Annotated in this window: 11 protein-coding genes and 2 pseudogenes; 7 read left to right on the forward strand and 6 right to left on the reverse strand. The window is 59.7% G+C overall.

Translation table 11 applies throughout. From position 1 onward, the window contains the following. Positions 1–42: 42 nt before the first annotated feature. Positions 43–231, forward strand: a pseudogene (locus tag FA04_RS24685) (integrase); the annotation flags it as partial. A gap of 47 nt (positions 232–278) precedes the next feature. Here the strand turns inward: FA04_RS24685 and FA04_RS35945 are convergent. Next, positions 279–553, reverse strand: a pseudogene (locus FA04_RS35945) (type II toxin-antitoxin system RelE/ParE family toxin). Next, positions 534–806, reverse strand: coding sequence for a type II toxin-antitoxin system ParD family antitoxin (locus FA04_RS24690; RefSeq protein ID WP_034800211.1), 273 nt, complete (start codon positions 804–806; stop codon positions 534–536). Before FA04_RS24690 ends, FA04_RS35945 begins: the two are co-directional and overlap by 20 nt. A gap of 167 nt (positions 807–973) precedes the next feature. Between FA04_RS24690 and FA04_RS24695 the strand changes: the two genes are divergently transcribed. Both FA04_RS24695 and FA04_RS24700 read left to right on the forward strand, forming a co-directional pair. Next, on the forward strand, positions 974–2,083 hold the full coding sequence (locus FA04_RS24695; protein WP_064817037.1) for a hypothetical protein: 1,110 nt from the start codon (positions 974–976) through the stop codon (positions 2,081–2,083). Further along, positions 2,083–3,432, forward strand: a complete 1,350-nt coding sequence (locus FA04_RS24700; RefSeq protein ID WP_034800214.1) for an MmgE/PrpD family protein — start codon at positions 2,083–2,085, stop codon at positions 3,430–3,432. Before FA04_RS24695 ends, FA04_RS24700 begins: the two co-directional genes overlap by 1 nt. Positions 3,433–3,544: 112 nt before the next feature. On the opposite strand, the gene FA04_RS24705 is transcribed toward FA04_RS24700, so the two are convergent. From FA04_RS24705 to traI, 3 genes are all read right to left on the reverse strand, one after another. After that, entirely contained in the window at positions 3,545–4,900 is a 1,356-nt protein-coding gene (locus FA04_RS24705) for an amidohydrolase family protein (RefSeq protein ID WP_034800217.1), read from the reverse strand. 35 nt (positions 4,901–4,935) lie between these two features. Beyond that, positions 4,936–5,529, reverse strand: a complete 594-nt coding sequence (locus tag FA04_RS24710; protein WP_234798779.1) for a winged helix-turn-helix domain-containing protein — start codon at positions 5,527–5,529, stop codon at positions 4,936–4,938. Between the two features lie 163 nt (positions 5,530–5,692). After that, positions 5,693–6,379 carry an acyl-homoserine-lactone synthase gene (gene traI, locus FA04_RS24715; RefSeq protein WP_082936557.1) on the reverse strand — a complete coding sequence of 229 codons (687 nt, stop codon included), beginning with the start codon at positions 6,377–6,379 and terminating at the stop codon, positions 5,693–5,695. Positions 6,380–6,626: 247 nt separating this feature from the next. Between traI and rctB the strand changes: the two genes are divergently transcribed. The 4 genes from rctB to FA04_RS24735 all read left to right on the forward strand — a co-directional run bounded on the left by rctB (position 6,627) and on the right by FA04_RS24735 (position 8,252). Beyond that, positions 6,627–6,944, forward strand: a complete 318-nt coding sequence (gene rctB, locus FA04_RS24720) for an SMa0974 family conjugal transfer regulator (RefSeq protein ID WP_034800220.1) — start codon at positions 6,627–6,629, stop codon at positions 6,942–6,944. Positions 6,945–7,320: 376 nt separating this feature from the next. Continuing rightward, positions 7,321–7,554 carry a type II toxin-antitoxin system Phd/YefM family antitoxin gene (locus FA04_RS24725; protein ID WP_034800223.1) on the forward strand — a complete coding sequence of 78 codons (234 nt, stop codon included), beginning with the start codon at positions 7,321–7,323 and terminating at the stop codon, positions 7,552–7,554. Then, positions 7,551–7,940: a type II toxin-antitoxin system VapC family toxin gene (locus FA04_RS24730; RefSeq protein ID WP_034800226.1), complete on the forward strand. Its 390-nt coding sequence runs from the start codon at positions 7,551–7,553 to the stop codon at positions 7,938–7,940. The genes FA04_RS24725 and FA04_RS24730 overlap by 4 nt, the downstream gene beginning before the upstream one ends. A 42-nt stretch (positions 7,941–7,982) precedes the next feature. Continuing rightward, positions 7,983–8,252 carry a hypothetical protein gene (locus tag FA04_RS24735; RefSeq protein WP_127890604.1) on the forward strand — a complete coding sequence of 90 codons (270 nt, stop codon included), beginning with the start codon at positions 7,983–7,985 and terminating at the stop codon, positions 8,250–8,252. Positions 8,253–8,343: 91 nt separating this feature from the next. Here the strand turns inward: FA04_RS24735 and traA are convergent, their stop codons facing one another. Further along, a complete protein-coding gene (gene traA, locus FA04_RS24740) occupies positions 8,344–12,966 on the reverse strand; it encodes a Ti-type conjugative transfer relaxase TraA (protein ID WP_034800232.1) in 4,623 nt (1,540 codons plus the stop codon). Positions 12,967–13,170 lie beyond the last annotated feature (204 nt).

Raw genomic sequence — 13,170 nt, forward strand, 5'->3', positions numbered from 1 at the left:
AGCCTGCAACCGCAGATCAACGCCTTGGGGACGGGCGTCCCCACGGTCCTTCCCCCTGGCCTGCATAGCGACCTCAGCGAAGACGTGCGGGCAGCCAAATTCTCCAGTCATTCGCTGCGCGCCGGCTTGCCCTCCTCGGCCGACGTCGACGAGCGCCACGTGCAGAACCGCAGCTACCACCGCCGACGCGACCGATTTAGGGTCAATCTGACAAGGGCCTCGGGGCTGTAAGAATCTTAACCCGCCAGCATACGTGCGAGCATATTTCTGATGTGGTCCTACGCGCCGTAGAAAATTGCCGCGACAACGATTGCGCGGCTATGTTCCACCGGTAGAAACCGGATCCCGGGATGAATATCGGGGCGCACCCCGATATAGGGCTTATCGACGAGACGATCGACCTCGACATGCACTTTGCGGATCCGTTTAGCAGTACGCTCCACCGCCTGTCAGGCGCATCCCCAAGTTCGACATAGGCGTCGACCAGATGATCGAAGATCAACTCGAAATCGCGTTCGGCATCCTCAGAATATTCAAGAGTCCACACGAACAACCCGTCGCTTCCGCTCGATCTGCGCGGCGCGGCTTTCTATTTCCGTCGCAGAAATCATTGGCCCGTTCAATCGCTGCTGGACCAATTCGCGGAGCGCTGCGGTTTCGACGGCCTCAGATTCGGTCTTTTGGCGTAGCAGTTCCAGGCCATGTTGAAGAACAGAACTAATGCTGGAATACCGACCGCTCTCCACCAGCGAACGGGCAAACGAATCCTGCTGCTCGGTCAACGAGATCGACGATTTCACACTCATCGGCTTATCTTCTTTGAGCCTAAGTTGCTACTCAGTAGCGCCTCAGCGGCGGAAGTCGTTCATTTAAAGACGACAAAAATGTATCCGAACCTTTCCTTTAATCCCTCCGTTCCAGATGTGAAATTGCTCCCGGTCGCATGACGTCGACAATTCCACGGAGAACGGTGATGGAGAGCACACCCAGATACATTTCACTTGCGGAAATGAAGCGCCTCGGCGTCCGTCTCGAGGCATCCGCGCTCCACGATGCCGCCAGGGCAGCTTGGTCCGACATCCGCTTGGGCCAAGCCCATGGCCTGAAATCTGTTTTGTCCTTTCCCGAAGCCGCCTTATGGAACCAACCCCAGTTTGAAGCTTACCGGGATAGGTTGCAAGGCGAGCGATTGGGCTGGAAGCTCTCTGCGCTTTCCAGCGTCGGGGCCAGATATGCGGCCGTGAAGGTGGTCGGTGCCAATGCGATAAACCGTCGACTGGGTCAGCCGCGTTCGACGTCGACGATCCTGCTGCTAGACAGCTTCACGCTGCGCCCGCTTTGCGTGATGGACGGAACCGATATCTCTGCCGCAAGAACGGCAACCTATGCCTCAATGGCGCTTGAACTTTTCTTCCCCAAAACAGAAGAACTCTCTGTTTTCCTCTTTGGAGCGGGCCCCATTGCCGATCAGATCATCAGAGTGCTCGATCATTTCGGAGCCGGCATCGTCTCGAAGATATTCGTGCGCAGCCGCTCAGGCGCTTCCGCGCGCCAACTCGTTAAAAGACACAGACAGTCACCTCGAATTCGGCTTGAGGCTGTCGCGGATAATAAGAGGCTGCGTGGTTGCCGGTTTGTCATCACCGCTACCAATGCCAGCGCACCGGTGTTTGAGAGCGCAGAGGTTTGCCCAAACGCAGTTGTTCTGCATCTTGGGGGAGACGAGACTCCATCCGGCCATATCCAAAAAGTTCTTCGGTCCGGACTGGCGCTCTGTGATGACGTTTCGATGGTGTCGCGGCGAAACTCGCAAAGCCTGGCGCTCTATTTCTCGCGCAAGGGATCGACATTGGAGCAGCTTGGCCCAGCGCTCGGTGTCATGAACTTAAAGGATTTCTGTGACGCGGCCGGCGGATCGGAATTCCCGATCCTCGTCACGTGCGTTGGCCTGCCTATGCTGGACCTTTACGTCGCCGCTCATGTTTACGAAACCTGGTTCTCGCCAGATGGGGCGCGGCATCGTCCGTCCACTCATCTAGCAGGAACTGACGCCAAGCAGCCTAAGCTTTACGGAGAAGGCTGATGTATGTCACCGAGATCCTTGCAGATTATCTGGCGAATTATCCTTCCGATGCTCTGCCGCCCGATCTGAGGCTAGGTGCCGCCTGCTGTATTGTGGATGCAGTCACCGCTTACGTCGTCGGCTGCGATGTTCCGAGTGCCCGCGCAATGCGCGCGGTCGCCCGGCAAGATTTTGGAAGCGGACGGGCTTCAGTCTGGTTTACGGGTGAATGTCTCGGGGTCACTGCTGCGGCAGTCTGTAACGCTGCGTCAGCCTCCGCACTCGATTTCGACGACGGCCATCGCGCCGCGCGCGGTCATCCCGGCGCGGCTGTGATACCCGTAGCACTCTCCGTGGCATCTGCGATTGGTTCATCCGCCGATGACCTCCTGACCGCAATCGCTCTCGGATACGAGATCGGAATTCGCATTGCCGTGGCGCAGAACCAGCAAGCAATCAAAAGCCGACAATCGGGACGTTGGACCGGCTATGCTGCTGCGGCCACCGCAGGCCGCCTCTACAGAACCGATCCCCCGGCGCTCGCGCACGCGCTCGCTGTGGCCGGAGTGCTCGCACCAAACCAGGAGGCGAACGGCAGCTCCGGCTATGCCAACCTCACCGGGAACGACGTCAAGGAGGGTATTCCCTGGAGTGTCGTGACGGGCCTGACCGCATTGCGCCTCGCGGAGCGGGGATTTACCGGGCCGCAGGATTTGCTCGATCATGCGTCGCACTTCGACCGGCCGAGCATCATCGCGGACTTGGGTAATCCAGTTGAGATCTCGAGGGTCTATTTCAAACCCTATTCCTGCTGCCGCTACATCCAACCCGCTCTTGATGCCTTTGTGGCGCTCCCGGAAGTCGCGGACATCAGGACCGAACAAATCGCATCAATTGAAGTTCAGACCTTTCAATGGGCTCTCCGACTTTCAAACACCCTGTCTCCCAGTACATTGACGGAGATCCAATACAGCCTGCCCTATTGCATGGCGATTGCTGTTGTGGATGGACCTGCGGCGCTGGCCCCGGTCGGTAATGCTCAGTTGGGCAGGCCGGACCTCCTCGAATTCGCCCGCAAGGTTCGTCTCTCGGTCAATCCTGAGATCGACGCCCGTTTTCCAACTGAGACCCTTTCGCAGGTATGCCTGCAAATGACCGATGGCAGAGTGATTACCTCCGAGGTGACCTCGCCCCGCGGCGACAAGGCGCGCCCCTTAGCCTGGGACGATCTCATCGATAAGTTCTCGGTAGCGACGCGTGGCAAGTTTTCTCCCAAGGCACTAAATACCGTCCTGCAGGCTTTTGGGGCACTGAAAAAAGGAGATGCCGTTCCCCTCCTCCAGCGCCTGAGGATGCGACTGATCGACTGAAACCTCGACCATTGTTGGCTGTGGTAGTCGTATCCGTCGACAATATCGCGTAATTACGGCCGCGGCTAAGCATTGTCGGCGTCGGCGCGATAGCCAAGCCCCGGCTGAAACGTCAAGTAAGCCGGCCATTCCTGACAACTATACGGCCTGCGATCACGACATGCCTGACGCGGCTCAGATTAACGTGGTCGACAACGATCAGGTCTGCACGCTTGCCTTTTTCAATCAGCCCGCGGTCGCCGGCCATTTGTATGAAGACGCGCGCGACATTCCCGGTCGCAAGGGCAACGGCCTCCGCCACAGACAATTGCTTCTTCTTGATCATACGCTGGATCGCTTCAAGAATTCCATCCCAATGCCCGCCGGCAAAATCGGTCGAAATGGTGTCGACACAGCCCGCATCGATCAGCGCGTCGAGGTTGGAGGGATCGTTGCGCCAGCGTGTCCCGATACAATCCAATGTCGAAACATCGATGATGGCCCCTTTTCTTCTCAGATTCTGGGCAATCGAGACTGCCTCGTCCGGGAGGAAGCTCGGGTGATTGCTATGACCGGCGACGAGACGTGCCTTGGGGTATTTCTCGACCACGGCCATCAGACGCTTTGCAGATGGTGCCGCGTTGTGGAAGATCGCGGGATATCCGACCCGCTCGGCTTCGCGGGCGATTTCATCGAATCCGGCCAGCGAGAGGGCAACCGAAGGCATCACCGATTGCGTAATGATGTCGCGAACGCGATCCGCTTCGGTGACCCCGGAAAGACCGCAATGCTCTAACTCGTCGGTCAGTTTCGAATTCGATAGGCCGTCTACCGGATCAAGATAGCGGCCAAGGACGGCGTTCTTCAAGCGCCTCGCGGCAGCGGGCGTCACCTCGACCCCGAACTCGTGCAGGAACGCTTGCGGGATGAACCTGTATTCTTGCGCGCCACCACCCAATGTCTGCCCGCCACCTGCCTCGCCAAGCGCGACTGCGCCGGAGGCCAACAGGTCATCTATGGTCGCGCTCAGGTGCCGTGTTGAAAGTCCCTTGCCGTCGACCACAAGCGCCGCCTCAATGTTTTTCGGAGTGTGAGCCGTGGAAATGCGGATATCCATGGCATGAGGTTCTGCCTCGTCGACATCTATTTCGTCCCCCATGGCCAGACCGCAGACGTTGAGAAGGGTCGTTGTTCCCTGAAGAACATGGCGGTTTCGGAAATAGGCAACATCTTCGCCTTCAAATGGCTTCGAGCCACTCGGCATCGAAGGCCCGCGAATACATCCATGCGCATGGGCATTGATGAGACCTGGCATAACGATGCCGCCAGCTGCATCGATGGTTTCTCGCGCCACGATTTCAGCGCCTGCGGCAGCCTCAGCGACTTCGATACCGGCGATCCTTCCCTTCCGGACATACACGGCAGCCCGCTTGTGAAACGTCTTGCCGTCGCCGGTGATGAGACCTCCATTTCGGATTACCAGATCCATGACAGCTGCTCCTTCTCGACAGCCCGAATGCTGTCCTAGCCGCCGGTCGCTTCGCTCGGCCGATGCTGCTTGTTCTGCGATTGCTCCTGACTGGAACGATCGAGCATGTAGCCGGACGATCGAACCGTTCGGATAAGATCTGCGCCACCGGCCGCGCTAAGCGCCTTGCGCAGTCGACCGATATGGACATTGACCGTCTTGGCGTCGACGAAACGACGCTCGGGCCAACCAGCTTCGATGAGTTGTACGCGACTGCACGCCTGCTCGCGGTTCTCCATCAGGAACTTAAGCAACCGGAATTCGATCGGTCCCAAGTGGACGTTGATGCCGAAACACTTGACGCTGTGCCTGTTGGTATTCAGTTCGATTCCTGCATAGGCGAGGATGCGACCGTCGCCCGCCATGGGACCCGACGCGTTTGGAAGGAGGATACGGTCGCGAAGGAAGCCGAGCAGCTTGGAGGGAGCGATCGGTCTTACAAAATTCTCGTCAATACCGGCCTTCAGCAGATCGATAAACCGACTTTCCGCACCAGGTCCAATCAATCCGACCGTCGTGATCCCGAATGTCCGCGGCTCCTGCTTTAGCTTTACACAGGCTGCGGGAGCCCAATCTTCTCCGATCGACAATCAAGGAGGATGGCTCCGACATCGTACTCGCCTGCAAAATGGACGATCTCCTCGACCCCGGAACCAAGAATGACCTGATACCCCTCGGATTCCAGGATATGGACGAGTAGCAGATAGTAATCCGCATCGGTCGAACCGATCAGGATCTGCGGTCGCGCGGAATTCAAAGATTTCTCCTCTTTAGCACAGCGTCAGTTGTGATCTGATCCCTCGTGAGGACCGCCTCAAGCAGCGGAGTTGTGCTGCAGGCGTGTCCCTGGTGACAGGCAGCAGCGCGAATCCGATGAAGGCTCGCGGCGTCGGCAGGAAGAACTCCAGCTACGGCCATCGTGCTGCCAATGGGACACGGCCGACCAAGGCGTTGCATTGGCCAGCCGGCGCGTTTCAAAATGCGCTCGAAACGCAGGTCAGTTGCTGTGACGATCTCATAATAGCCGTTCGCCATCGACCACTCGACTATGCCGGCGAACATCTTAAGCGTCGTCCTGTGGAGAACTCCCCGCGTCCTGCCCTCGTCGAGCGCCGTGTCGACGCAAAAGCGCGAGCTTTCGACCATGCCTGCATGAGCGTCGAGCCGTCGCGATGAGAGGAGCTGCGGAAATGTATTGGCGAGCATCGTCGGTCCGTTAGCCGGGAGAAGCCTCGCGCAGCCCGCCACTGCACCTGTTGCAGAAACAGCCAGGATATAGGTCGGATTGTATTGATCGTAAGCATCGGCCTCACGATCGTCCCTTATCTCTACATCCCAGTCCAGCCTGTCGCCAAAGACCCGCGCACGCAGCCGATGCATCGAGTCGATCAAGTCAGCAAATTCTCCGCGCGCTGCGGCCGGCACAGCTAATATCTCCATCTCCATTCTCCGAATAAATCCTGCTTCAGACCACTGGACACGAGTTTCGGCGCTCAGGCGACTAATAGAATTAGTAGTCGAGGGCGCGACCAAAGCGTGCATGAATATCGCACGCATGAGTTGTTCGATGCCGAGCGAACTATATCGCAAACACCGGAATCGATGCTGTGCCACGAATGTGCCGCGGCGGAGCCGCCGAGGGGGAAATAGAAGCACCAATGACGCGGATTGGCAGCAAGGAGTTTCGATGTACAAGCATACCGCCGAGGCGTTCGTCCCGGTCCAACACGCACTACAGGTCACCCAAAAGGTCTGCGCCCGGAATGGCGACTATTGCCGCTCGATCGGCACTACGGGCGTCGACCGATTGCTCGACTTCGGTGACGCACGCGCTGTCTTGAGGCCGACAGATCAGGGCCTGCATTTCCGGATCGACGCGCAGGACACCATCACCTTCTATGGTATCCGGACACTTCTGGTGGGAAGCCTGTGCGCCGTTGCGGAGTTTTCAGGTGAGCACGTTAAATGGCACCCGGCCGGCAGCGTGCCATTCGGCGTGATGTAAGGATGCCTCGGAAATGGTGGCCCCCCTGGATCTTTGCGGGTACCCTTTAGTCGCTCCGCAACGGGTTCGCAGTTCTGGCAACGCGCTTTTCCCGCCTAGCCCCATTTCGTTGCCCTACGGCAGACGATATCCTCGCCATCATCAGACGTTTCCGCGGGATCGTCGAAATCGAGAAATATTCAAAATCATGGCATTAGTGCCTCACGCTGATGTAACGCGAACACGGCAATTGATGAGAAAGGGCTTTGCGACAGATAACGAGCACGTTATCGGTCTCTATTGAATTCGTAGCCCTCGCTCGCGCCCCCACGCGATGAGACTGGATTCCCAGAGGGAAAAGCACTAAGTATAGCCAAGTTAGCTAAACGGGATTCCCATGCAGGTTACAATCCATAACGCCAAAACGAATCTGTCCAAACTCATCGAGGCAGCAAAGGCTGGCGAGGAAGTTGTCATAGCGAAGGGCAAGACCCCTGTCGCTCGGATCGTTGCTATTCCACAAAGCAAGTTCACTGTCGGGCTGCTGAAGGGTAGGGTCACAGGGCAGGGACCGGATTTCTTTAAGCCTATGAGTGAAGATGAGCTCGCTCTTTGGGAAGGCGCGGTGTGACAGCTGTGCTTCTCGATACCCATACTTGGGCATGGTCACTAACAGGCGATATGCGCCTGTCCACCAAGGCAACCGCTCTCATAACGGAGGCTGACAGCGTTTTTGTCAGTCCCATCAGTTTCTTCGAGATCGGGCAGAAAGTCCGTATCGGCAAGTGGCCGGAGATGGAACCATTTATCAATGACTTACCGAGCTTGCTGGCTGAACAGGGTGGCAGAGTTGCGGCATTGGTGCCGGAAGTCTGTTTGACAGGGGCAACCCTCGCCTGGGAGCATCGCGACCCATTCGACCGATTGCTGGCGGCGACCACGCTCGCTCTTGGAATCCCACTGATTTCAGCAGACGAAGTTTTCGACACGCTCCCGGATATTAGCCGTTTGTGGTGACTTCCGCCGGCGAGATTGATGCTCTCAACTCAGTGGCAAGACATGTACAGCAATTCGGAATATCCCTCCCCGTGCTCGGACGGTGGTGCGGCCGAGATAGATCGTATTCCAGTGCACAAGGGCGCCGATGTGCGCGAGGATCGCGAGATGGCGGCCGCCGCACGAAATGAAGGCGCGCCAAATGCACTAGGAGAGTTGAACCAAATATCGCTGCCCCCTCTGCCGCAAGCTTTAAACCAAGCCACCGACGCCGTGCATGGCGGGCTCGGTCATCTTTTCAGCGTTACCGTAACGCTGGCCAAGGCGATCTGATCCCTGACGACCTCTCGATGGCAAGCTAGGTCCGGATGATCACGTCGTAAGCGGGTTCCTATTCAGCCTTGCCCTTCTCGCTGTGCTTTCTTCAATGCTCTGCGGTAATACCGCGGACGGGTTCGATGACGCGCCGCTGACGCTCCGAAACGGTCTCCTGGCTGCGTTGCAGTCGCACAGTCTGCTGCAAGACCTGCAACCGATCTCGCATCGCCTCGAAGGCGCTGCGCTGCGCCGGCGACACACGGTTGATGACGTCCTCCTCCCCGCGCAGGACGGCGTTGCGACCGAAGCGCTCGTCGAGCGCCCGACTAACGGCGGTGAATTCTTGGGCGACGCGCTGATCGAGCAGACCCATGGCGGCTTCGAGCTTGCCCTCCCTCTTCTTCTCCGCCACCAACTGCCGCAGCGCATTCTCAGCCTTCCGCGACAGACCGGGAATGGCGACCGCCATATGCCGGCGCTCTGCGGCGATCGCCTTGGTCTCGGCCTCAAACGCCGCGGCATAGGACGCTCCGAGAGAACGGACACAGCTTGCGGCTTCCGACACAGCCTGAAGCGCGGCCTTCCGCTCCCGGCCGGCAGCAAGCAACTTGTCCACTATGCGACCGGAGCCGCGTAGTGCGCCATAAGCGGCCGGATCGTTGGTGATGGCTGCGGCAATCCGCTCGCCGGCAAAACCCTTTTCGACGAGCTCCTCGATCTTGGCGATCGCGCCGGCGGGATCGCGCCAGATGCGTGTCGCCGCATCCATGAGCGCGGCGCGATGATGATTGTAATGGGGAACGGCAAGCGCTCTTTCCCGCGCTTCATCGGCGACGGGTGTCTTGAACTCAGTGACGGCGGCAAGCATGGGCAACACGGGCACTACTTCATTTCCGAACTCGATGCTTGCGCCGGCAACGATTTTCGAGCGATCCTGCTTTTCTGCGAGATGCTGCTCGTCGCTAAAACGCCTGATCACCTCGAACAGGGGCACCAGTTTTTGACGGTGCTCAGTGGCGAGATTTTCCGGCATCCGCTCTTCAACATTTCGCTCGGCGATCGGATCGGCCCTGGCGGTGAATGCAGACCAGCCGAAGCGCGAGGTCACCGCCTCGTTGACCGCCTTTACCTCCTGCACTAGCAAACGGTCCTCAGCGGCATAGGCGAAGGCCGTCTTGTAGGCATCAACCCCGCCGCGCTCTCGGACCGCCTCGACTTCGACGAGACGCGCCATCGCCTTTTTCGAAAGCGCGGGAATGGACAATGCCATATGGACGCGCCGCTGTTGCTCGCGGCTGGCGAAGCGCTCCGCCTGCCTGCGGAACTCGGTTGCTTGCGCGCGCGCCAAAGTCAGCAGCTCCGACAATGTGGCCACGGCTTCGTTGCGCTCGTTTCGAGCGGCGCGGCCATCGACCAGGCGGTCAGAGCCGCGCAATCGGCCAAGGCGTTCGGGTGCAAGGCCAAGATCTTCGGCAATCTTGCGCGGCTCGACGTCTGCGCCTGCTACCAGAGCGTTGAGCGCCGACAGCGCGCCACTCGGGTCGCGATAGATTTTCTGCAGCACCGGCCGGAGTATTTCCTCGCGCTCCTTCCACGGTTGCGAGGCGAGCTGCGCTTGACGCGCATCCTCTTCAACGCTGTGGGCGAACTCGGTGGCCGGTGGAATCAAATAGTTTCCGCCCACCGGGATGCCGGCAACCAAGGATACTCTGCGCTCCTCGCTATACGAGACGCTCCGTTCCCGATCGATCGCAAAATCGAGCGCTATGCTCGCTCGCTCCCAGAGCTTCGCCAACCGCGACCGCTTCTCCGCAAGCCACGCCACCCGCCGCGCCGCGCCCTCCTCCAATTCCGCAGCGGCCCGGGCGAGCGTGTCGATGCCACGCCGCTGGGCAAAATCAAGCACATGCTCCCGATAGCCTTCCTTGCTTTCGAAATCGAGCGTCGTTGTCTTGGCGCCGGATCGTCCGAGGCGCTCAACAAGCTGTTTGAACACAAGCGGCCGCCGGCTTTCCCGTTCGATCCTCGCCTTGCGCGCATCGACAGTTTCGATTTGGGTTGCAGTCCAGACGTTGCGTTCGACCTGACGTTCCTCAAGACGCTTCTTGCCGGTCTTTTCATCAGTGACGGGCACCCTTACCGTGACCGTTTCGACGCCATCCTTGCGGAGCCTCACAGTATCGCCTGTCGAGATTCCACCCTCCTCAAGTGCCTTTGGCAGGCTCACGCCCCAAAGTCGATGAATGGTACCGTCGTCCGTCCTCACATCGGCGTAGGGGCTGTGTTTGGCGTTTTCATCTTGCGGCCGGAACTTGGCCGACCCGGTCTCCACCAATTCACCGGTGACGCCGGCTGCATGATCGACACGTGCGCTACGCCCCCATTGCGGCTTCGGTTCAAAGTTCTCGCGCGCCACGTAGAGATCGGCGCGATTACGATGCCTGGTCATCGCCACATAGGTCAGATGCTGGTCCATCATCCCGGTGGCGAGCACGAAGGTTCGGTCGATGGTCGAGCCTTGACATTTGTGGATGGTCGCGGCGTAGCCGTGATCGACATTGCTGTAGCTATCCTCACTGATCACGACGTCCCGGCCATTGTCGAGATGTACCGTCAACAGCGCGTCTGCGCGTTTGTCGCCGGATGAAACAACCGTGCCAAGCATGCCGTTCTTGACATATTGGGGAGCAAGCCGCTTTGCTCGTGGTTCAAGGAAGCGGGCGTTTTCGAGGAAGATGATCCGGTCGCCCGCGCCAAACTCACGAAGCCCACGTGCCGTCCGGAATTGGCGCGCATCTGTAAGCGCGCCCTCGTCGATCATGACCTTGCGCAAGGCCTCGTTTAGCTTACGAACGTCATCGTTGGTGTGAGTAAGCACAAGCAGTTCGTCGCCGCGAAGACGTCCCGGACGCCGGCCCACGGCAAATTTCTGAAGCAGGTCCCGGCGGGCGTCGGCCCAATCGGCAACGATGCGGTCTATGACCTCGGCCCTGGTTTCGGTCTCGACAATGCAGCCCCTCTGCGCGTAGGCATCAAGGCCCTCTTCGACCTTGCCGCGCGCCAGGAGACGGGAAGCATCGCGCGCCCAGACATCACGCTGCCGCCGCACGCCGGCAAGTTCCGCGAAGCCGATCCGTTCGGTGATTGCCCGGAACGCCGCACCCGCCTGGATCGGCTGCAGTTGCATCGCGTCGCCGACCAGCACGGCTTTTGCGCCTGCGTCCTCCACAGCCCTGAGGATACGCGCCATCTGCTGCGATGACACCATGCCGGCCTCATCGATGACGAGCACATCGCCGCGCTCCATTGTTTCGCGCCCCCCGGCCCAGGCAAGCTCCCAGGACGCCAGCGTGCGCGACCGGATCCCGGAACTGTCCTCCAGCCCTTCCGCGGCCTTGCCGGCTAGGGCCGCGCCGATCACCCGTCGGCCGTCGCTTTCCCATGCGACGCGGGCCGCCGAAAGCAGTGTCGACTTACCGGCGCCGGCAAGCCCCACGACCGCCGCAATGGCATTATCGCGCGTGACATGACGTACCGCATCGACCTGTTCCGCATCGAGCCTGAAGGATTTTTTGGGATCGGCCGTTTCGACGCTTCGGACGGCGGCGGCGGCCTTGGCACCGGAGACGCCGAAGCCCTTTCGCATCGACAGAACCTCGGCTGACTGCGCCATGTCATATTCGATGCGCAGGATCCCCCGCGTTGTGAACACCGCCGGCTCTGTCACCTTGCCCGTTTGGGTGTCGATCTGCTGCGCCTTCAGCAGCACGAGGTCGTCCGAAGCCATGAGCCGCGCGCGGATATTGGCGAAGTCCACTGGATCATCGACATAGCGGTGCAGCGTCTTGGCGATTTCGCGCTCGTCAAAGGTGGAACGTTCGTTGCCGAGCTGCTTGAGGAGAAGCGCAGGATCCGCGAGTAGCCGGTCGGCCATCGCCTGCCGCCGCGCTAGATCGGCGGGCGCGAAATACATCTCGACACCCTTGCGCGCGAGCGCCGCCTTCTCCGGGCCGAGGTGTTTCTGGGCGATCCCATCGAGGCCTTGCTCAGCATAGGAGCGGCCATCGAGACGGATCTCATGGCCGGCCAGCGCCAGGTGGCGGTTGACCGTTTCCGCCCATGCGACCTTCCATGCCTTCATGGTTTCCTTGTCGCCGGCCCAGAGCTTGTAGACGATTTTGCCGTTCGGCCGGTTCGGTGTAACGACACGCAACGGCTTTCCGTCGTCGCCCAGGACTGGCACCTTCTTCGGCCCAAACCCCTCCTCCGTCAGAGGCCTGAGCGCCGTCATCAGGTGGATATGCGGATTGCCGTCCTTATCGTGATAGACCCAGTCTGTGACCATGCCCTTCGACGTCAAATTGTCTCGGACGAACTCGCGCACCAGCGCGATATTCCCCGCCCGTGTCAGCTCCTCGGGCAGCGCGATGATCAATTCCCGCGCAAGCTGCGCGTCCGACCGCGCCTCCAACGCATCGACCGCATTCCAGAACACCTCGCTGGCCTCCGCGACGGTCTTGTCGTCGACTGTTCTCTTCAGCCAGAGAGGTATCTGGTCCGGCAGCGCCAGCTCCTCATGCACCAGCTCCGACGCGCCGCCACGGTAGCTGAAGGACGTCCCGGCCTGCTCGTCCGTCATCCGGGCGCGGTGGCGGTAGGCGGCGGCCGAGACGATGCTGCGCCCCCCTCCCCTGCTGATCACCTGCGCTCTGACGAACATGATCGCCACGACTGTCTCCGAAGCTTTCAAGCACGTCGCGCCAGCGACGTATATTGCGCCCTCAAACCGATCGGACCGGAGGGCCGATGCCGCTCTTCCGTAAAGACGGCCGATGCCGAAATTCCGGCTGCGGCTTTTTCAGGGTGATGCAACCTATCCTATTTTACTATCACGAAATAGATAGTATAACTATCGCCGTGAGATTGCTCCGAC

The sequence above is a fragment of the Ensifer adhaerens genome (assembly GCF_000697965.2).
GTDB classification, from domain to species: domain Bacteria; phylum Pseudomonadota; class Alphaproteobacteria; order Rhizobiales; family Rhizobiaceae; genus Ensifer; species Ensifer adhaerens.